The sequence below is a fragment of the Heyndrickxia sp. FSL K6-6286 genome (genome assembly GCF_038630395.1).
Classification (GTDB): domain Bacteria; phylum Bacillota; class Bacilli; order Bacillales; family Bacillaceae_C; genus Heyndrickxia; species Heyndrickxia oleronia.
The window spans coordinates 2,444,230-2,466,517 of record NZ_CP152029.1 but is presented as its reverse complement, the minus strand read 5'-3'; the positions used below and the strand labels follow the sequence as shown (position 1 = coordinate 2,466,517).

The following is a 22,288-nucleotide window of genomic DNA, read 5'->3' as shown; positions in this document are numbered from 1 at the left end:
TACCGATACCGCACCTTACTACTATTAAATAGCAATTTTCACATTTGATTACAACCATATTTATCATACCATTCCATGCCTGATGGGTATACATATGTACTTTATCTTTGAGGTTATTTATACGGAACAAGCTTTAATCCAATTCAACTTTTGATGTCAAATTTATATTTCGTAACAGATTGGAATACCTCTCCTTTTTTTAAGATATTTGATGGGAAATGTGGGTTATGTATGGAATCTGGTAATCCCTGAGTTTCTAAACATAATCCAAGATAATTTCGTGAAGGAACACCTCTGATGGAATAGCTTTCGTCAGCCTCAAGTTGATTACCTGTATAAAGTACAACCGCAGGTTCATCTGTTTCTATGATGAGTTCCCGACCGCTTTCTTCATCCAATAAAATAATTTCCTTATTATGTTGTTCTGTTAATAAAAAGGGATGGTCATAACCATTTCCTGCAATCCAATTTTGCACATGTCCAGATGTCATTCCATCTTTAATTTTTCTGCCATTTTGAAAATCAAATGGAGTATTTTCAACTGATAATATCTTACCGGTTGGAATAAGTCTTTCATCTAATTCAACGAATTTTCGACTTTTAATCGTTAACTGATGGTTCAAAATATCTCGCTTTAAATTACCACTTAAATTAAAATAGGTGTGATTTGTGACATTCAGTAGAGTAGATTCATCCGATTCTCCCTTATAAGAAATGATAAGTTCATTCTTATTGTTTAGCGTATATGTAACCTTCATAAGCAGATTTCCAGGATAACCTTCTTCTCCTGATTTACTTAAATATGTAAATTCCAGTTTGGTTGAATCCGCCTCTAAAGCTGTTTTTGTCTCCCAAAAAACCTTATCAAACCCTTGGAGACCACCGTGAAGATGATTATCATTATTGTTCTTTGCTAATTGATAAATTTTACCATTGAGATTGAATTCTGCATTTTTGATCCGTCCAGCAAATCTTCCAATGATTGCACCAAAATAAGGGGAATATTTTTGATATTCCTCTATGGAATCAAACCCAAGCACGATGTTTTCGAAATGCCCATTCCTATCAGATGCTACTATTTTTGTAATAATACAACCATAATCAAGACAGGTTATTTCCATGCCATGATCATTCACCATCGTAAAAGCTGTAATTGTTCGACCATCGATTTCCCCATAATCCTCCTGCATTATTTCCAATGATACCACCTCCTATTTTTAAAGCTCTTTTCACAAGCACAACTGCTATACCTATAGGTGGAAAAGCTAGCTGTATGGCTTTTTTGAAGCAACAAACTACTTTTTAAAGTGAGGAAATAAATTTTTGAAACGCCTTCTGTCCTTCTGTCCGTTTAAAAACACTCGCATCCTCAAGTACTCTTAAAAATTTGTATCCAACCTCCTGAATGATTATTTCCTTTACCGTAGTGGGAGTTATTTTATTTTGATATCGAATCTTTATATCATCTGCCCAAATATGATGATATGGTTGAATTTGATTTGGTTGATCCAACAAATATTTTTCTACCTCTAACAGTTCCGTCTTTAAACGAGCAGGCAAAACCGCAAGCCCCATCACTTCAATCAGCCCGATATTTTCCTTTTTAATATGATGTACATCAGCATGTGGGTGAAAAATTCCAAGTGGATGCTCTTTATTGGTTCGATTATTTCGCAACACTAAGTCCATTTCAAACTCGTTATTTCGCATTCTTGCAATCGGTGTTATCGTATTATGTCTTGTTTCACCAGTATATGCGACAATATCTGCAGCAGGATCCGAATAATTTTTCCACTTTTCAAGAATATAATTGCAAGCATCAACCATTTGGTTCACGTCACTGCTTCTCAATCGGATAACGGACATTGGCCATTTGATGGTAGAAGCATGGATCATTGGGAAGCTATCAAGGGTAAATGTCAATTCATCTTTTGCTTTTGCCATGGCAAACTCATAATTTCCACCTTGGTAATGATCATGTGAAAGAATAGACCCCCCTACAATTGGCAGATCAGCATTAGAGCCGATGAAATAATGAGGAAACTTCCCAACAAATTCAAAAAGCCTTTGAAATGTTGCTTGATTAATCGCCATATTTCGATGTTCATGGGATAATATAATGCAATGCTCCTTATAATAAACATATGGTGAATATTGTAAATACCATTGCTCTTTATTTAGTTCCAACCGAATCAATCGATGATTAGATCGAGCCGGATGACCAATTCTTCCAGAATATCCTTCATTTTCTATGCAAAGCAAGCAAGTCGGATAATTAGATACTATTTTTCTTTCATTTTCCTTTGCGATCTCATTAGGATCCTTCTCAGGCTTTGCAAGATTAATAGTAATATCTAATTCACCATATTCTGTTGTAATTTTGTAATGACTATTTTCGGCGATTCTTTTTGTTTGAATATAGTTACTATTTTGGCTTAGTTCATAAAAGTAGGAAGTAGCTTTTTCTGGACTTTGCTCCCATTTTCGATGGAAGTTTTGATTAATTTCTGATGGCCGTTGCAAAAAAACATTCATAATATGACTACTCAGAATTTCCTTTGCATCAAATAGATCTTCTATTAAACCTTTTTGTACAGCAAAAAATACCAATTCATCCAGAAGCTCAGGAACATCGAGGTTTCGCATTTCTTTCTGTTCATTTTCATTTGAGAAATCAGTCAATCCGAGAAGCGCCATAATCTGATTTCGTGCATAAATCTCGTCTTCAGGGTGAATCATCCTTAGTGAAATCGCTTTGGAGACAAGTTCGTTAATGGACAAATATGCATTCATAATAATCACTCCTTGCTATATCCATCTGGATGAGTACGGTGCCAGTTCCAAGCATCCTGAATAATATCGTGAATCGATGTTCGTTTTGGATTCCATTCAAGAACCCGTTTTGCTTTTTCAGAAGAAGCAATTAATGTGCTTGGATCACCTGCTCTTCGTTCGACTATTTTTGTTGGAATCGGATGCCCCGTTATCTCTCTTGCGGCTTCTACAATTTCTTTTACGGAATAGCCTTTACTGCTGCCAAGGTTCAGCACAATGCTCTCGCCACCCTTTTGCAAGTATTGTAAAGCTAAAATATGCGCATCAATTAAATCTTCTACATGAACATAATCGCGGATACATGTCCCATCATAAGTTTCATAGTCATTACCAAATATAGAAATAAACTCTCTTTGTCCTAAGGCAACTTGGAGAATTACTGGGATAAGGTGCGTTTCAGGGTTATGGTCCTCACCAATCTCTCCTGTTGCTCTTGCACCAGCAACATTAAAATAACGTAAAGAAACAAATTTAATTCCATATGCCACATCGCACCACTTCATCAACTTTTCCATTATTAGTTTTGTTTCACCATAGGCATTGGTTGGGTTGGTTAGCGCATCTTCTGTAATTGGCATGACTTTCTGTTCACCATAAGTGGCAGCAGTTGAAGAAAAAACAATCTGTTTGACACCATAGTCTCTCATTACATCTAAAAGGACTTGTGTTCCATAAACATTATTATCAAAATACTTAATGGGGTTAGACATCGATTCCCACACTAATGAACTAGCGGCAAAGTGAATCACACTATCAATTTGTTCTTTTTCAAATACTTGTTGTAAAAAGACCTTATCTTTAATATTCCCCTGATAAAACTTTGCTTTTGGATGGATAGCCTGCTGATGTCCAGTTAGTAAATTATCTACAACCACTACATCTATATTTTTATCGATTAACTGGTAAACCGCATGTGAACCTATATAACCTGCTCCACCAAGAACTAAAATACTCATGATTCATTTCCCTCCATATCGTAAACTTCAGTAATCCTATTCTATTGCTTTTGTTCCGTTGCCAATACTTGCTGCATAAAATGTTGCTTGATAACCAATATTTGTTTGATATTCCTTTCCTACTTCAAAAATAAATTTTTCCACCAACTCTTCTTTGACGATCGCAATAGCACAACCACCAAATCCTGCCCCCGTCATACGAGCCCCAACTACACCTTCCTGTTTCCAAGCTGCTTCAACTAAAGAATCTAATTCAATCCCAGTAACCTCATAATCATCCCTTAAAGAAACATGAGAAGCATTCATCAATCGACCAAATCCTTTTAAATCATCATTTTTTAACGCCTGCAAAGCTTTTAATGTTCTTTGATTTTCATAGACTGCATGCCTTGCCCGTTTTTGTAGAACATCGTTATCTATCAAATATTTATATGCCTCAAATTCTTCTTCCGTAATTTCTCCCAAAGACTGAACTTTACATTCCTGCTGTATAAGCTTTAAAGCCTTCTCACATTCACTTCTTCTTGTATTATATTTTGAATCAGACAGCACCCTTCTTTTATTCGTGTTCATAATAATAATTTTATATTCAGATAATGGTAATGGGGCATATTCGTATTTTAATGTATTGCAATTAAGAAGAATTCCACAATTGTCCTTCCCCATCCCAATAGCGAATTGATCCATAATTCCACTTTTGACACCAATAAATTCATTTTCGACCCTTTTACCAGCTTTAACTATATCCAACATATCGAGTTGAAAACCATATAGTTCATTTACCATTACACCTGTTAACATTTCAAGCGATGCGGAGGAAGAAAGTCCTGCCCCATTTGGTATATTTCCATAAATAAGCACATCAAGACCACATGGCAGTTCCTTACCTAGTTCTTGAATAAAACGGATCATTCCTTTAGAGTAATTGACCCAATGATGATGAGATTTATAGTTTAAGTCATCAAGTGTAAATTCGATGATTCCTTTCTCTTCGAAGTTCATAGAAAACATTCTTACTAAACGATCCGATCTTTTTCTTGCAAGTCCGTACGTTCCATAAGTGATAGCAGCAGGAAAAACATGTCCCCCATTATAGTCCGTATGTTCACCAATTAAGTTAATTCTTCCTGGAGAAAAGAATGCTTTTGGATCATCACATTCTTTTTGCGGATAAATTTCTCGAAATGTATCAAATAAAAAATGTAAATTCATCTTTTCTTTCGCCCCCATAGTATTAAGTGAGGGAAAATTCAGTCATATGGAAACTAATCAAATTGTGCCTAAATTCTCCTTAAGAATATTTTATTTAAAAAGTAAAAATATTTCAATACTTTTACTAAAAATTTTACTTATTATTTTACTTGGTTATTTTTCATATACTTGGCTGTTGATGACCTTTCTACAAGGACGAAGTTGGACTCCATCTCCCACACGATTTGCGACTCTACTGCAAACTACAAAATTAAATAAAAAAACCCTGATTTTCATCAACATACGAGGAAATCAAGGTGTCATATCTATATCCTGATTCTTTCTTCTTCATTAAAAATAAACCTACTTACTACTTCCGCGAATGACTAGTTGAGTAGAAAGACTCACCTTTTTTGCAACTTGACGTTCAGTTATTCTTTCAATTAACAAATCCACAGCCGTTTCCCCCATCAATTCGGTATAAACTCTAACAGTACTTAATGGCGGAAATACGTATTTCGTTACACTAATATCGTTCACCCCGATAATACTGACCCTTTGAGGAACGGAAATACCTTCTTCAAGTAATGCTCTTAAACATCCAATAGCCATAGAATCATTACCGACAAAAAATGCAGACGGAAGATCATCATGATGCTCAGATATTGCTTGTTTCATTAGTCTGTAGCCATCATTTACGGAAAACGAACCAATATATATAAAATCTTCATTATAAAGATTTCTTTTTTTAGTAAAGTTTATGAATGTCTCTTGTCTATAATCAATAATCTCTGAAGTATCATCCTTATATGTTTCTCGCCCCCCAATATAGCCGATTTTTTCATGCCCATGCTGTACAAAATAATTGAGAACATCAATGGTTGCCTTTTCAAAATTACATACTACTGAATCAAAGCGGTCTTCATCAGGAGAACTATCAATGAAAACAATATTTTCAGTAATGTTCTGAATTTTCTCTGCTTGCTTTTTATTAAATTTTCCAATGGCGATAATGCCATGAAATTCCTGATTCTGCACGGAATCCAAATGATCAAGGGAAAGTTTTGTCATTTGAATATGAAGTGCTTCACACCGCTTCTCAACACCCACCCGAATAGATAAATAATATAAATCATTCAACTCTTCTTCTTCTGTATACCAATTTACAATAGCAATTCGAAAAGACGCCATGCGTTGTTCTATCTTTTTTTTACGATATGATAGATCCTCCGCAGTTTGGAAAATTTTCCTTTTGGTTTCATCGCTTACAGAAAGAGTGGGATCATAATTCAACACCCTTGATACCGTTGATATTGATACACCCGCTTTTTCCGCGATATCCTTGATCGTAGCCATATGTTACTCCTTTAAAAATATTTACACTTTCCCTAAATCATAATATCATTGAAAATTCTAGTCAATATTTTACTAATTTTCCGCAAAAAATTTTACCTATTGATAATTGATAGTTGTGTTTCCTATTTAACCTATATTTCTCCTGAGGGTTTGTCCATCGGAGTGTAAGCTGGCAGCGGCGTTCCAAAGTTAGGTGTACCATCCGGATTCCAATTAAATTTTTGCACTCTTGGATTCCGAAGCTTTCCCAATCTATGATCTCCTTCATTCTCGGAAAATGAAAATGCATGGTAGAGGATCCAATCCTCTTTCCCATCAGGGGATTGAGTAAAGCTATTATGCCCAGGGGAAAATACTCGGTTTTTTACATTTTTCAAAAAAACCGGTTCTGGATGCTTCAACCAAGAATCAGGATTGAGAAGATTTGCCGTTTCTAGTGCTGTAAGCATCCCTAAACAATAATCATCTGACCATGTAGCACTAGCAGAAAAAATCAGGAAAATTTTCCCGTTTCTTTTTAGGGTTATTGGCCCTTCATTTATTGCCATTCCACCTTGTTTCTCCCATTCATTCGTTGGAGCCGATATTAATACATTTTCTCCTTTTAAAGTCCATGGATTATCCATTTTAGCAATATAAAGCGCTGATCCATAATCAGGAAAATACCCATATCCTGAATATATAAAGAATAATTGATTTTGATGCTGAAGAACAGTTCCATCTAAACCTGGAAGTTCGGTATTAACAGCACTCTTAAAATGCCATTCACCAAGCATTGGGTTAGCTGAAGAATTCTCAAGTACATAAATACGTCGAGTCTCATCTCCACCACCATCATTTGCAGTAAAGTAAATAAACCATTTCCCCTGAATATAATGTAATTCTGGTGCCCAAATATTGTCGCTGTAAGGTGCTTCTTCTGGAGGAGACCAAATAATTTTTTTCTCTGCTCTGGATAGTCCTGTTATAGACGAACTCTTCCAAATCGCAATATGATCTGCTAAAGTCGTTGTGAAATAGTAAGTACCATCAACATGTTTATAAATATAAGGATCGGGACCACTCTCAAGTAGGGGATTCATAAATTTTTTATCTTTTCGACTTGTAACTCTTTTATTAGTTTGTTTTTCCATTATAACTACCTCCTAATATTGATAGTTTATTTAACTCATCCAAACTACTAAGTTAAAAAAAGGTAGATATTGATTATCTACCTTTTTCCACTAATTCCTTTAGCATTTTTTCTATGCTACTTTATTCTTCTTTCATTTATTTTACGAATTTCCGCTAAATCTACTTTTGCTTTTCTATCAATGGTTAGCAAGCCATTAATTTCTTGTTGAACATCTGTTATCTGTGTATAACAGAATCCACATACATACTCGAGATCCTGAATAGCTTGATGTATACTATCAAAGCGTTTAATAAATGCCGCTTCATCTTTCACTTGATTGCCATATCCCCAACCACTTTCCGATGCAAATGCAATCCCACCGAATTCAGAAATTATGATAGGTTGCCCTTGATAACCATAGCCTTTAGCAAAAGGATAACGATGCTTATTATGCTGAATTTGATTGGAAAGAAGTACTTCATCATTTTCATAACGTTTCTTAAATACTTCGTTATATTCTTCATAATCATGGAGTGTGATGATATCGGAAATGGTATGCTCCCATCCGTCATTCGTTACAACCGGACGCATAGAATCATAGGTTTTAGTTAAATAATAAATCGCTTCAGTAAACTTCTGCTGTGCATCATTGACATAAACATCCTGTATTCCCCAAGATTCATTAAAAGGAACCCATGTAATGATACTAGGGTGATTGTAATTTTGTTTGACGATTTCTAACCACTCATTAGTAAAATTAGAAATAGCCTGATCATTGAATGCATAGGTTGCACCTACCTCAGACCATACAAGTAAACCTTTCTTATCGCAAAGATACAGGAAACGATTATCCTCTATCTTTTGATGTTTTCGAACACCGTTGTACCCCATTTCAAGCACCTTTTCGATATCTGTTTCAAGGGCTTCAACTGAAGGTGGGGTTAAATCACTTTCTTCCCAATACCCTTGATCTAATATGAGCCTTTGATATAGTTCTTCATTATTCAGAAGGATTTTTCTTCCCTCAATAGAAATTTTGCGCATTCCAAAATAAGAGTTAACTAGGTCGATAGACTGTTCTTTTTCAAATAATTCAAATTTGATATCATATAAATTCGGAGCATTTGGACTCCATCTTTTCATGCTCCAAGGGTCTCCGTTTTCCATGACACTAGGTGAAAACTTTGCAACCCCATCAATCACATTTACACTTACTTTATTAATAATTTTTCCTTCAAATGAGATTTCAGCACAAGCCATAAAACCAGCACCTAACTGCCGTTTATTTGTGTACAGTTCAACTGAAATTTCTCCTTTATCATATATAGGAGTCATTTTTACATAATCTATATGTACTGGTGAAACATATTCTACCCAGACTGTTTTCCATATACCGGTTGTTTGTACATACCAACAGCCAAAGTTATCCTTCAACCATCGTTGCTTACCACGCGGTTGAGAACAATCGATCGAATCTTCTATTTTAACAATGATTTGATTTTCACCGTTTTGTACATAGTTGGTAATATCAAACGCAAATGCAGTATATGCCCCTTGATGATTCCCTACCTTCAATCCATTCACCCATAATGTTGTATAATAATCAGCTCCTTCAAAATGAAGCAGTACATTTTTGTCTTTCGTCACATTAATTGTACGTTCATACCAAACCACTGGATGGTGCGACTGATCCCCTATTCCGCTCATTTTTGTTTCATAGGTGAATGGGACTTGGATGGTTTGCCCCTTCGGAATTCCCTTTGTCCATTCATTTACTTCCCCATTGTTGTGATCATCAAAGGCAAATCGCCACTCTCCATCCAGTGTTTCCCAATCATCGCGAATAAACTGTGGTCTTGGATGTAATTTGTTCATATTATTTCCTCCTTAGTTAGATAAATCATTGGATTTTGCATACATTTTTAACGAACGATTTTTTGCTAAAATAATAATTCCCGCTCCCATGTAAAGTACTAAACTGATGATATCCATTGTAAAATATGAAATGATCCCACATAGGAGAAACCAAAAGGGCACTTTCTTGGGCACAATGTCATTTTTCATATAGGTTTTTGTAAAATAAATAGTAACTAAACCTAATAAAATGAGTAATATCCCATAGATTGAAACAAAGCTATAGATACTCCCAAAGATCGATTCCAATCCCTTTTTTTCCCCATAGGATAAGCCATTTATGTTTGCTCCCTTATTTCTTATATATGGTCCATAAATAAAGACGGTTATGAATCCATCTAATAACTGCCAGATAGCTGCAGTATAAACGATGATTCTTTCCATTTTATTCGACATCACAACAACCCCTTTTTACCTTTCACTTTTTCTAAAACACTAGGAGGAAATTTCCTCATTATAGCTTTTTAAAACAGAGTTAAAATCGGCAGATGGATTTAACGGTTATTACCATTTATATTGTGAGTATGAGATGAAGAAAAAGAATCGGTAAGAAATTAATTGCATACCAACTTAACCTTTTATACCAGCTGAAAGTGACATAGACTGTAAAAAGTATTTTTGTGCGAATAAATAAATAATAAATGTTGGAACAATTGCCACTAACGCTCCTGCCATTAGTAAGGTCGGCTGAGCTATGTACATTCCTTGTAGTAACTGAAGGCCTGATGTGATTGGCATTTTTTCGATATCATTAAAGATAATGGACGGCCATAGAAAGTCATTCCATGAGCCAGTAAAACTAAATAATGCAACCACCATAAGAATGGGCCTTAATAGAGGGAGAACAACTCTCCAGTATATTTGAAAATCTCCTGCTCCATCTATTCTTGCGGCTTCATCAAATTCAATTGGAATATTCACCATAAATTGTCTTACAAGAAAGATGTTAAAAACCCCTGCCGCACCTGGAACAATGGCTGCCCAATAACTATTAACCCAACCGAGCGTATCAACAATTTTATATAAAGGAACTAAATTAACTACTCCTGGAAACATCATTGTTGCCATCAAAAACATGAAAATGATATTCCGCCCTTTAAAACGTAATCGACCATAAGCAAATCCTGCAAAAGAAACGACAATAAGAACTAATAAAGTATGAGCAACTGCTATAAATAAGGAATTAAAGAACCAATGTAATAGTGGTGTACTATAATTATCAACTAAGAGTGACGTATAATTTGTAGTTACCCATTCAACTGGTAGAAATTTAAAACCCATTGTTTGAAATTCCATTTCATCCTTAAAGGAAGTAACGATACCCCAAATTAAAGGTAATACCCATATGATCGCCATCAATAATAGAAAGAAAAAAGCCACTAATTTAGGAAGAGATAGTAGTTTAGTCTTCACCTTTCCTCACCTCTCATCTAGTCCTTGTTACGTAAAAAAAGAAATTGAATAAGTGATACAACCATAATACATAGGCCAAGAATGAATGCCATAGCTGAGGCAATCCCAGCAATGGATTGACCTGACCCAAAGGCATTTTGTTGGATATCCATTAACAGAACACGCGTAGATTCTGTTGGGCCACCTCCTGTTAACATGAGCGGTTGACCGTAAACATTAAATTGCGCAATGGTTGTAATAACTACTGTATACAGCAATTGTCCACGGATACTCGGAAGTGTAATTTTAAAAAACTTTTGAATAGAATTTGCGCCATCAATGTCTGAAGCTTCATAAAAATCTTTAGATATCCCATTCAAAGCCGCTTGGTAAATAATCATATTACCGCCGATACACCACCACACTGTGACAACTACTAACGCTACCCAAGCATATGGCTGAGTTCCCGTCCACACGATCGATTCACCTAGGAGCTTGTTAATAGGTCCTTGATTCACGTTAAACATTAAGGTCCAAATAATCACGACAGCAGAAATAGAAAATAAGGAAGGTATATAAAAAATAGATTGAAATAACTTATGGAATCTCGGTTTAGCATGTAAAGCACTTGCCAATAATAGCGGAACAATCACGCAAAACGGAACAGATAAAATAACAAAAATAAATGTATTTTTGAGGCCATTATGGAATTGCGTATAAAATGATGAATCCTTTTGAAATAAAATCTCCTTATAATTTGCTAATCCTACAAAATCAGCTTTTCCGACCAAATCCCAATTAGTAAAAGAAATATAGATTCCATAAAGAATCGGCACTAGAAAAAATAGACTAAAGATTACCAAATGTGGTGTAATAAAAAACCATGGAGTCCAATTTATCGATTTCCCTTTGGAGCGTTTTATTCTTTTCTTCAACTCCATGGATTTCACAGGTACTTCCATACTTACCCCTCCAGCATTATTAATCTATGAAAGCTGCAACTATATTTATAGAAACAGCTTCCATTTATTCGAGATGATTCATTCTTATTACTTAGAAGTATCCTTAGCTATTTTATCTTCAAGTGTTTTTTGGATATTAGCGAGTCCCTTTTCAATAGGAGTTTTGCCTAATATCATTTCAAGAGCTTTGGCATCCAACTCTTCTGAAACATAACCATTATATTTGTAGTCAAAAATTTTTAGTGAGGCTTGTTCCTCAGGATCTTTCAGTAAAAATGATTGAGCCATTTTTTGGTATTCTTGATCATCTAGAATTTTAAGCGAAGCCGGGTTCTGTCCTGCTTTTGCCCATTCTAAAGAATTGTCACGTAGCCAATCGATGAAAGCAATCGCTCCCTTTGCTTTGTCATCCGAGCGATCTTTACTGTTAAACATGACAAATTGATGCGATGAAGACCAGTTGATCATTTTACTCTTATCATTAGAAAGTTGTGGTGCATTAGTTAATCCATACTCAAATTTTGCTCCTTTTAAATTATTATTCATCCAGATTCCTTCAGGATAAAAGATTAATTTACCTTGAAGGAACATTTGCGCTGGGTCTTCCCCGTCTTTGTTTGTAATATGTTGCTTATACATATCATTCCATAATTGGAAGGCATCCTTCGCTTGATCATTATCTATGGTTGGATCTATACCATTTTCTGTTAAATTCCCGCCATTTTGTGCGTACAATGAAAGGAAATTCGGTTTTGTCCATGTAATACCAAGGGCAGTAATTTTATCTTGTTGTGATTTTTCACCAGCAGCTTTAATTTCATCAAATGTGACAATGTTATCATCAAGTGCACCTGGGGCATATTTTTCCACCAGATCTTTGTTGTAATACATCACGAATGAATGGATATCAAGTGGAACACTGTATCTGGAACCATCTAAATCGCCGATGTTCCAAGCTTCTTGCATATAATTTTCTCCCTTAATTTCTGGGTAATCACTTAGGTACTGATCATAATTAATTAGCATTTTATTATCTTTATACAACTTAATACGTTCCGCATGAACAATCATTAAGTCTGGTACATTTTTCCCTGAATTCACCACCGTTTGAATTTTTTTATACATATCCGTTTCTTTTAGAGAGATATTTTTTATCTTATACGTTGGATTGGTTTTGTTATATTCATCTACCATCTTTTTCATGTTTGTACCGTCTGGACCAGTGAATGGATTCCAAAAGACGATTTCTTTGCTTGAGCTAGAGCTTGAAGATTTACTACTACAAGCGGCTAAAACAAATACAAGCATCATTGTCATAAATAATAGACCTAGTTTTCTCATGATTTCCTTCCCCCTAAAAATATTTTTTCAGTTTTCAAAAAACTCTCTCTAAAAAAATATCCCCTCCTTAATCTGTCAAGAATAATCTTTTAATTCTACTACACCTTGATTAACTAATTAGTAACTTAAAAAATATATTGAATTTATAGAATATAATATACACATCAAATAAAGCGCTGTCAATACTAATAAATAGCCATTTTAATTTGATTAACCTTTTAGTTAATGATGTTACATGATATAATAAAAATAATCTAAAAATTGTACATTTAAGTTAATAGAATGGAGGTTATTAAATTGCAATTAGATATTTCGAAAGATTCATTACATGTCTATGACGCTCTAAATAGTGAAGTAAGATTAAAAATACTTCAGCTATTGTCTGAAAAAAGAATGAATATAAAAGAGCTTGCGCAAAAATTAGGTTTGAGTAGTGCAATTACCACAAGGCATATTCAGAAATTAGAGAAAGCACAATTGATAAAGACTGAAAAAATTCCGGGTAAATCAGGTATTCAAAAACTTTCTTATTTGGCTGTAGATACCATTGAAATTCAGTTCCCCCAGAAAATCTACCATTCATATAAGTTACACACGACTCAGCTAAGCGTAGGCCATTATACAGACTTTTATGTAAAACCTACATGTGGCATCGCATCAACTGAGGATTTTATCGGCCAAGTGGATGACCCTAAGTTTTTTATGGATTCTGAGCGCATGAACGCTTCATTAGTATGGTTTTCAGAAGGGTATGTTGAATATAAGATTCCGAATTTATTAACTGCCAGAGATACTCCGGAACTATTAGAAATTAGTTTGGAGCTTGCTTCGGAATTTCCAAATTCTAATAATGTTTGGCCGAGCGATATTACTTTCTATCTTAATGGAATTAATTTAGGGACATGGACCTGTCCGGGGAACTTTTCAGATACACGTGGAAGATATACACCATCATGGTGGGAAGATAAAAATAGTCAATATGGGTTACTCAAGCATATACGAATCAGTCAATATGATACTTGTATCGATGGGAAATTCCTTTCTGACGTTGTATTAGCTGATCTAGGAATAGAGGAGAAAACATTACTAACATTTAAAATTTGTGTTGAAAGTGATGCTCAAAATGTCGGGGGAGTAACGATTTTCGGCAAAGGCTTTGGTAACCATGATCAAGATATCCTTTTTAACTTTTATTATCTTTAATGAGGTAGAAGGAGAATATTCCGTATTCTATGCAAATTAAAAGTATGCAACAGATCAGTTATAGAGAGGGACACGGGGTCAGACCCCCTGTCCCTTTTAAACTGGGACAATGGACCGGACCCTGTGTCCCACCGTGTCCCTTTACTTGATTTGAATGAATATTTCTTCTTCACCAAGAGAAATTTTTTCCATATCTTTTGTTTCCTTATAGTGTATTGTTTGTAAAACAATGCTATTGTGTAATAATGAGTCAAATTCTTTTAACCAGTTGGTTATTGTTTTTGATCCGTGGATAAATAATTCAATTCTTTTTTCGACTGGTAGATCACGTTTTTTCCGCATTTCTTGGACGATTCGAATAAAGTCTCTTACGATTCCTTCACGTTTCAATTCATCTGTTAAGTTTGTATCTAAAAGAACGGTGAAATTTCGATTTGAAGCTTCGGTAAATCCTTCGATATTTGTAATTTTCGTTACAATGACATCCTCTTGTTCTAAAAGTAAAGTTTCACCATTTTTCATGCAAAGAGGTAATGTACCTAGGTTTAGAAAATGTTTTATGTCTTCTTTTGAAGCGTTCATTAACTGTTGCTGAACCTCATTTACCAACTTCCCTAATTTCGGTCCCGCGGATTTAAAATTCAATTTCAATCGATGTTCAATGAACTTATCCGAAGAATCTACCCATTCCACAAGTTTTACATTCAGCTCTTCTTTAATGATATTTTCAAAAGTAGAAAGTGTTTTTACATTGCCATTATGAGCGACCACTATCATTTTCGCTAAAGGTTGTTTCGTTTTAAATTGTTTGCTATGCCTAATACTTCTGCCTAACTCCACCAATTCAATTACAGCAATCATCTCATTTTCAAGCGTTTTATCTATACTGTTGTTTTGGACGGTTGGGTAATCAGTTAAATGAACACTCTCCCCATTAAGCGTGTAAAAAATCTCTTCAGCGATAAACGGTACAAACGGCGCTATAAGTTTCGAAAGTTCATTCAACACTTGATATAAGGTTTGAAATGCCGCAATTTTGTCGGGTGACATACCTTTACTCCAGAAACGTTCTCTGTTTCGACGAATATACCAATTACTCATTTCATCAATGAAGTTTCCTGCCAGTCTAGCTGCATTTGTCAGTTGATAGTTTTCCATCTCCTTTTTCATAGACGAGATGGTGGTGGCTAATCTTGATAATATCCACTTATCCATGATTGTAGCTTCTTCAGTGTGATGAATTTTAGGATCAAATGAGTCGATTTTTGCATACAACTGATAAAAATGAAATAGGCTTGCAAGTGTATCAATAATTTTTGATTTTGCCTCTTGCACATTGCGTTTGGAAAAGTTTTTTTGATTCCAAGGTGCGCTGTCAGCTATTAAAGACCAGCGAAGTGGATCCGCACCAAATTCTTTAATTAAGTCCCTAGGATCTAAAGCATTCCCTTTACTCTTTGACATTTTTTGTCCATGTTCATCCAGAATATGACCTGTTACTAAGACATTTTTATATGGAGCTACCCCTTTAAAGAGTACAGATACTGCAAGCAATGAATAAAACCAGCCTCTCGTTTGATCGATTGCCTCAACTACCACATCCGCTGGAAACTGAGAATGAAATACATCTGTGTTTTCAAACGGATAATGGTACTGAGCGAATGGCATTGAACCACTATCAAACCACACGTCTATTACCTCTTCTGTTCGCTTCATTGTCCCATGGCAATTAGGACACTCAAAGGAAATTTGGTCAACATATGGTTTATGAAGCTCAATCGTTGATACGGATTCCTTTGCATGTTTTTTTAAATCTTCAATACTTTTCGGGGCAATTTCATGTTTACATGTATGACAAACCCAAACATTTAAAGGAGTTCCCCAGTATCTTTTTCTGCTGATATTCCAATCCACTAATCCTTCTAAGAAATTGCCAAATCTCCCGTTTTTTATATGATCAGGGAACCAATTGACTTGTTGATTATTTGAAATCAATGCATTTTTAAGGGCAGTTGTTTTGATAAACCAGCTCTCTGTCGCATAATACAATAATGGAGTATCACACCTCCAGCAATGAGGATAAGAATGTTCATACTTTTCTTTATGATATAAAAGCCCCTTTTGATGTAATAGTTTTACGATATCCACATCACTTTCTTTTACTTTTTGACCAGCTAGTGGCGTAAAAATATCATTATATCTTCCTTGTTCATCAACTAAATTGATAAAAGATAATTGATTTTCTTGTACTAAACGATAATCATCTTCTCCATATGCAGGTGCGATATGAACAATTCCTGTTCCACTATCCTCAGTAACAAATGAAGCTTCAACAATACAATGTCCTTTTTCTAGCTCAACAAAATTAAATGGGGCTTCATAGCTTAATCCAACGAGATCTGTCCCCTTGACGACTTCAATTAGTGTATAAGGCTGATTGATAACTTGTTCTAACCTAGCAACAGCAATAACTACTATCTGATCCTCTATTTCTACTCTTGCATAATCAAGATCGCCATTTACTGCAAGTGCGACATTGGCAGGCAATGTCCATGGTGTAGTCGTCCATCCTAGTACATATTCGTTTTCCCTGTCCTTAAGTTTAAACTTTACCGTCGCACTTAAATCTTTTACATTTTTATATCCTTGTGCAACCTCATGTGAACTTAAAGAAGTCTGACAGCTAGGGCAATAGGGCGAGACGCGATGTCCTTTATATAGCAATCCTTTTTCATGAATCGTTCCGAGAATATGCCATACAGATTCAATGTATTCATTACTCATAGTCATATATGGATGATCCATATCAACCCAATAACCTAAATCTGTTGTAAAATCCCTCCATTGCTTTTCATAAAAGAATACACTTTCCTTACATTTTTCGATAAATGGTTCAATACCGTAATGTTCAATTTCTTGTTTTCCTGAGATTCCCAGCTGCTTTTCTACTCCTAATTCAACTGGTAAACCATGTGTATCCCATCCTGCTTTTCTAATTACTTGTTTACCATTCATCGTTTGATAACGGGCAATAATATCCTTAATTGTCCTCCCTAAAGCATGGCCAACATGTGGAAGTCCATTTGCAGTAGGTGGTCCCTCATAAAAAATGTAGCGATCTTTTCCGGTTCTATTATCTATTGAACGTTGAAAAATATTTTCCTTACCCCAATACTCCTGCCAACGCTTCTCACGTTCAAAACTTCTATGATTCTGACTATCCATTTTAGCATCCTCCTTCATTAATTTTGAAAAATAAAAAACACTCGTCCCTAAAAATAGGGACGAGTGTATTAACCCGCGTTACCACCCAAAATTCTGCTTATTACAAACAGCACTTGTCAACGTACTATCATACGCGTTCCTTGTAACGGCGGACTCCCGTCAAGACTTACTTAAAAATTTCAGCCTTGCATCTCAGAGATGATTTTTCCGTTCGGCTTCCTCACTGGCTTTCACCATACCCAGCTCGCTTCAAGAGTTCAATCCTTACGTACTTTTTCTCTTCATCGATTTATACATCAAATATTTCGATTATCATACCACTCACAATAATGAATATCAAGATATTTTTATTTATTGCGATCTCATTTTTATCTCTTTTCTAACATTCCCGATATTTAGAGCAATTCTCCAAGCGATACATAAGGATAACAATTCCTTTTTTCCACTGAGAAAAAGACCTGTGAACCCGAAACCTTTATTATTTGTAAAGACCTGCAGATAGGTTTTTACACAAGCAACACTCTATACGAAAACAGTCTTAAAATAGGCATCAAACTAATCATAATAGCTTTTACTTTTTTTCATTACCCCTTTTGAAGTTTCCAGTTACCTTAGCTAATAGTAGTTGGATTTCTTTTTCATTTTCAGCTTGTGTAATTTTAGTAAGGAGCTTTTCTGCTTCTTTTCCTTTTATAATCTTGACTTGTTTGCCATACCAATCAATAAATATCGTATTATTCTTTGAAATCCGATAAGTAAAAACCTCATCTTCTAATCGATTGCGTTTATCAAAATTCCCCATCCAGTACCATTCCCCACCTCTGTATATGAAAAAAAGCTCCTTTATTGGAGCTTAAATAATGGAGTGTCGCGTCTTTTTATGATTCGAAAACGCTTCTTTTAAGATGCGATTATTTTCATCGAAACGTTTTGCTTTTTCTTGAATATATTTTTTACTTCCATTCGCTTTACCGGAGGCGACATGAATAATACTATCGTTTTTTGTCCGTTTAGGTTCTGCAGCCACTATCGAATCCCTCCTAACAATTGAATAGCGAAATCACGATACAATGCTGATTCTGATTCCATTATATCACGCATCACATCATCCTTAAAGCCTTGAACCTTCTCAATAGACCAATATGACTCAACAGGATAATGAAAACTTATGACATAATTTCCCGTACGAATTGATAAATAAAATTGCTGCTTCTCTTCGCTAAAAAATAACTCCTGGCCAGACTGACTATGAAAAGCTTGAACAGAATACGAACTCCTATCCTCTAAAGGGTATGTTTTATTTTCATCACTTGCCATACCAGATACACTTACAAGAGTTAATAAATCACCCTTTTTTTTGTATAAGGTTGTTCCTGAACAGGATTCATATGCACCAAGCTCTGTTTCAAACATGGTATGGGGCTGACTATATATTATCCCATTTTTTAAAAAACGTTGAAGATATTCTAAAAACAATCTTGGATTGATTAATTCACCATTTTTAATATAACTTATGATTTTAGAGGTAAAATCAGCATGTTTTTTATAAATTGGACCTTCTTGAAGTTGTTCTTCGATGGTTCCTTCAAATGCGAGATATTTACTTCCTCTTCTAAACAAGTCACTAAAATATCGTTTTATTGTACGGCTTGGATCCATTCCGAAGGATATTTTCTCCAAATAATGACCTTTGATATAAATGTCATACATAAATCCCCAAATATACGGTTCAATATTTTCATGTTCTTTTTTCTTTGGATGCTTTTCCCATGCTTCTTTTGCAATTTCAAAGTAATTATCAGGATTAGTGCCAAAAGTTTCTTTATAGCTTTTTAACATTTCGCCAATAATTAAACGAATTTCATACCAAAAAAGATCATAAATATAATCTTCCACAAAAACAATAATATATTTATTACATTGATAAGCCTTCTGAAACTCACAATGAGTGATTGTCGCCTTATAATATTGGCTATAATTACCAGCTTTATCAGATATGAAAAGAAGAAAAATATCACTCATTTCCACATACTTTAAACAATTCTCTACAAGCTGTTCTGGAGGCCAAGGTCCAAAATCCTTTTCATACATTAAAGGTCTATGCTCCATCTCCATTAATAATCGATGGAGATTTCCCCTTAAGGGTCTAAGTCGATCTTGGGCAGCTGAACTAATAAATATTTTTGTAGGTTCGGGCAAAATACATCACTCCTTACTTAGTAAAAAATTCGATGTATTTGCCCTAAAATCCTTTAATTTATTTTATCTGTAATCCTCAAGATTAAGTACGTTTGTGCACCATTCTTCATAAAATTCAGGTTCATGAGATACAATCAGTAATGTTCCTTCATATTGCTTTAGTGCTAACGCCAATGCTTCTTTTGCTTGAACATCTAAGTGATTCGTTGGCTCGTCAAGAATAAGCCAGTTACTTTTTTCTAACATCAATTGACATAATCTTACTTTCGTCTGTTCACCCCCACTTAAAGTATGAAGTGGTTGTAATATATGTTCTTTATTGATACCAGCACGTGCAAGAGCTTGGCGAATTTCTTTTTGATTCATTTGTTCATGCATAGACCAAATATAATCCATCGGTGTTTGTTCAACTGGCGTATGCCATTCTTGTTCGAAATAAGATGGCCTTACATTATCACCTATTGAAATTGTTCCGCTTAAAGGATTAATTTCACCCATCATTGTTTTTAGTAAGGTAGATTTTCCAATCCCATTATGTCCAATAATAGCAACTTTTTCACCTCTTTTTAAAGTAAAGTTTAAAGACGGGAGTAAAGGATAGGTATACCCAACAATAATATCTTTCGTTTCAATGATCGTACTAACGGGTCGTTCAGAAACGTGAAATGAATATCTTGGATGTAGGTTTCCCACCGGCTTTTCAATTCGTTCAATTTTTGCTAATTTCTTTTCTCTTGATTTTGCTTGTTTAGAAGTGGAAGAACGGACTTTATTTTTTTGAATATAGGTTTCAAGCTTGTGAATTTCCTGTTGCTGCTTACTATACGCAATATGAATTTGGTGTTTTCTTAATTCATAAGCTTCTAAGAATGCTTGATAATTCCCTACATACCTAGTTAAATGTTTATGCTCTAAATGAAAAATAACATTTACGACCTCGTTCAAAAAATGCGTATCATGTGATATAAGAATAAATGATTTCTTATAATTAATTAAATAGTCTTTCAACCAAACAATATGTTCGTAATCAAGATAATTCGTTGGTTCATCCAATAATAATATATCCGGCTCAGTTAATAGAAGTTTTGCCAGCAATAGTTTTGTACGTTGTCCACCACTTAATTGTGCTACATCCCGATCTAATCCTAGTGCTAGGATACCTAATCCAGATGAGACATCTTCAATTTTTGAATCAATAAGGTAAAAATCCTGAGCTTCTAATATATCCTGAATTAACGAATATCGTTTCAAGAGCCCTTGTAACTCAACCTCATTACATATCGCCATTTTATTTGTAATTCCTAACATTTCTCCTTCCATATCATATAAATGTTGAAATGCACTTTTTAAAAAATCTAAAATACTTGTTCCCTTTTTTAATTCGATATGCTGTTCTAAATAGCCAATTTGCTTATTAGGAAGCCAAGAAATACTTCCATAATCAGGTAACAGTTGGCCTGATAAAATTTTTAGCAGTGTTGATTTACCCGCTCCATTTGGACCAACTAAACCAACCTTTTCTTTGTTCAATAAACGAAATTCAATATCTTTAAAAACTAATTGATCACCATAGAAATGAGTTAAATTTTCAACATGTACGATACTCATATTTTTTCCCTCCAAAAGTTCTGTTTGTAAGAACCAATCGTAAAACATGGAGGTTATAAACGATTATTATTTAATTTGAATGGACATTCCTTTGAAATATCTTAATTAGTCTCATTTATACAAATAAAAAAGGCAGGGAAATAGACCCTGCCCTATTCGTGTTTACGATTACCTGTTATACACGAATATTAAATAAGAATAAAGGTCTAATTATCCGATGTTTTACGATTGGCTTTGCTAAAAATGGGCATACTTATCCCGTCTTAAGCTAAAACCATTTGAAAAACAACGGACATACTCATTTGACCTTCATCTCTCCTTTAAAATAAATTTAGATTCTTCATAATCTTACCAAAAACAAAAGAGGCAGTAAAGGGATAAATTCATTAATAATTCTCACTTCCCAATAATTTTCATTTTTATTATGGCCAAATACTCCCTTAAATATAGTTTTGTTTTGACAATTTTAGGGGTTTTACCTGCAAGTGGATAAGCTTCGATTCCTAGTGATTTTGCCAATTGAAGTGATCGATAAAGATGAAAATCATTGCTAACGATTACTGCCTTCTTTATTTCTAAAAATTCCTTTGCATTTTGAAGATTCTCGAATGTATTTACGGACTTATCCTCAATTATAATTCGCTCATTCGAGATACCTTGTTCTAATAAATAGGAGCGAAGAGCTTCAGCCTCAGGTATTTCCTCATCAGGTCCTTGCCCACCTGTAACAATCACTTTTGTCCCCTCATTCTCTTTTAAATAATGCAAACCTGTGATTGCTCGTTCATATAAAGCTTTTGACATAACCTGCCCATTCACCTTTGCTCCTAAAATAATTAGATATGGAACGTTTTTAGGAGGTTTTTCTTTTGCCACATTTTTTATTTGTTTATAAGTGAAAAGCACCCAAGCCAAGCTGAAAAGCAAAAATATTAAGATATAAGAAATAAATAACTTTTTCTTCATACATTCTCCCTCATACCCATTTTCAA

Annotated in this window: 18 protein-coding genes and 1 other annotated feature; of the genes, 1 reads left to right on the top strand and 17 read right to left on the bottom strand. The window is 34.7% G+C overall.

What is annotated here, in order from left to right; all coding sequences use genetic code 11:
* Positions 1 to 143 precede the first annotated feature (143 nt).
* The 11 genes from MHI39_RS12460 to MHI39_RS12410 form a co-directional block, all read right to left on the bottom strand.
* Positions 144 to 1,199, bottom strand: coding sequence for an aldose epimerase family protein (locus tag MHI39_RS12460; protein ID WP_058005490.1), 1,056 nt, complete (start codon positions 1,197 to 1,199; stop codon positions 144 to 146).
* 103 nt (positions 1,200 to 1,302) lie between these two features.
* The gene (galT, locus tag MHI39_RS12455; protein WP_342541320.1) at positions 1,303 to 2,793 is read right to left on the bottom strand and encodes a UDP-glucose--hexose-1-phosphate uridylyltransferase; all 1,491 of its coding nucleotides are present in this window, start codon (positions 2,791 to 2,793) and stop codon (positions 1,303 to 1,305) included.
* 5 nt (positions 2,794 to 2,798) lie between these two features.
* Positions 2,799 to 3,791 (bottom strand): UDP-glucose 4-epimerase GalE, encoded by a 993-nt coding sequence (gene galE / locus MHI39_RS12450; RefSeq protein WP_342541319.1) that lies wholly within the window; start codon positions 3,789 to 3,791, stop codon positions 2,799 to 2,801.
* Positions 3,792 to 3,827: 36 nt separating this feature from the next.
* Positions 3,828 to 5,003, bottom strand: a complete 1,176-nt coding sequence (locus MHI39_RS12445; protein WP_342541318.1) for a galactokinase — start codon at positions 5,001 to 5,003, stop codon at positions 3,828 to 3,830.
* 342 nt (positions 5,004 to 5,345) lie between these two features.
* Positions 5,346 to 6,338: a LacI family DNA-binding transcriptional regulator gene (locus tag MHI39_RS12440; RefSeq protein WP_078111068.1), complete on the bottom strand. Its 993-nt coding sequence runs from the start codon at positions 6,336 to 6,338 to the stop codon at positions 5,346 to 5,348.
* Between the two features lie 131 nt (positions 6,339 to 6,469).
* Complete coding sequence (locus MHI39_RS12435; RefSeq protein ID WP_259545312.1) at positions 6,470 to 7,471, bottom strand: glycoside hydrolase family 43 protein; 1,002 nt, start codon at positions 7,469 to 7,471, stop codon at positions 6,470 to 6,472.
* 116 nt (positions 7,472 to 7,587) lie between these two features.
* Complete coding sequence (locus tag MHI39_RS12430) at positions 7,588 to 9,327, bottom strand: sugar-binding domain-containing protein (protein ID WP_342541317.1); 1,740 nt, start codon at positions 9,325 to 9,327, stop codon at positions 7,588 to 7,590.
* A gap of 12 nt (positions 9,328 to 9,339) precedes the next feature.
* Positions 9,340 to 9,762 carry a hypothetical protein gene (locus tag MHI39_RS12425; RefSeq protein ID WP_259545311.1) on the bottom strand — a complete coding sequence of 141 codons (423 nt, stop codon included), beginning with the start codon at positions 9,760 to 9,762 and terminating at the stop codon, positions 9,340 to 9,342.
* A gap of 174 nt (positions 9,763 to 9,936) precedes the next feature.
* Positions 9,937 to 10,779, bottom strand: coding sequence for a carbohydrate ABC transporter permease (locus MHI39_RS12420; RefSeq protein ID WP_306420390.1), 843 nt, complete (start codon positions 10,777 to 10,779; stop codon positions 9,937 to 9,939).
* A 17-nt stretch (positions 10,780 to 10,796) separates the two neighbouring features.
* Positions 10,797 to 11,720, bottom strand: a complete 924-nt coding sequence (locus MHI39_RS12415; protein WP_342541315.1) for a sugar ABC transporter permease — start codon at positions 11,718 to 11,720, stop codon at positions 10,797 to 10,799.
* An 87-nt stretch (positions 11,721 to 11,807) separates the two neighbouring features.
* Positions 11,808 to 13,061 carry an extracellular solute-binding protein gene (locus tag MHI39_RS12410; protein ID WP_259545309.1) on the bottom strand — a complete coding sequence of 418 codons (1,254 nt, stop codon included), beginning with the start codon at positions 13,059 to 13,061 and terminating at the stop codon, positions 11,808 to 11,810.
* Positions 13,062 to 13,358: 297 nt separating this feature from the next.
* Between MHI39_RS12410 and MHI39_RS12405 the strand changes: the two genes are divergently transcribed.
* The gene (locus MHI39_RS12405; RefSeq protein ID WP_212945564.1) at positions 13,359 to 14,264 is read left to right on the top strand and encodes an ArsR family transcriptional regulator; all 906 of its coding nucleotides are present in this window, start codon (positions 13,359 to 13,361) and stop codon (positions 14,262 to 14,264) included.
* A gap of 141 nt (positions 14,265 to 14,405) precedes the next feature.
* On the opposite strand, the gene ileS is transcribed toward MHI39_RS12405, so the two are convergent.
* From ileS to MHI39_RS12375, 6 genes are all read right to left on the bottom strand, one after another.
* Complete coding sequence (gene ileS, locus MHI39_RS12400; RefSeq protein WP_259545308.1) at positions 14,406 to 17,489, bottom strand: isoleucine--tRNA ligase; 3,084 nt, start codon at positions 17,487 to 17,489, stop codon at positions 14,406 to 14,408.
* A gap of 52 nt (positions 17,490 to 17,541) precedes the next feature.
* Positions 17,542 to 17,783, bottom strand: a binding site (T-box leader).
* Positions 17,784 to 18,060: 277 nt separating this feature from the next.
* Positions 18,061 to 18,291: a hypothetical protein gene (locus MHI39_RS12395; RefSeq protein ID WP_071975981.1), complete on the bottom strand. Its 231-nt coding sequence runs from the start codon at positions 18,289 to 18,291 to the stop codon at positions 18,061 to 18,063.
* 51 nt (positions 18,292 to 18,342) lie between these two features.
* Positions 18,343 to 18,516: a hypothetical protein gene (locus MHI39_RS12390; RefSeq protein WP_158022201.1), complete on the bottom strand. Its 174-nt coding sequence runs from the start codon at positions 18,514 to 18,516 to the stop codon at positions 18,343 to 18,345.
* Positions 18,516 to 19,688 carry a DUF4062 domain-containing protein gene (locus MHI39_RS12385; RefSeq protein ID WP_180211921.1) on the bottom strand — a complete coding sequence of 391 codons (1,173 nt, stop codon included), beginning with the start codon at positions 19,686 to 19,688 and terminating at the stop codon, positions 18,516 to 18,518. The genes MHI39_RS12390 and MHI39_RS12385 overlap by 1 nt, the downstream gene beginning before the upstream one ends.
* A gap of 63 nt (positions 19,689 to 19,751) precedes the next feature.
* Complete coding sequence (locus MHI39_RS12380) at positions 19,752 to 21,296, bottom strand: ABC-F family ATP-binding cassette domain-containing protein (protein ID WP_342541314.1); 1,545 nt, start codon at positions 21,294 to 21,296, stop codon at positions 19,752 to 19,754.
* A 396-nt stretch (positions 21,297 to 21,692) separates the two neighbouring features.
* A complete protein-coding gene (locus MHI39_RS12375) occupies positions 21,693 to 22,262 on the bottom strand; it encodes a YdcF family protein (protein ID WP_342541313.1) in 570 nt (189 codons plus the stop codon).
* Positions 22,263 to 22,288 lie beyond the last annotated feature (26 nt).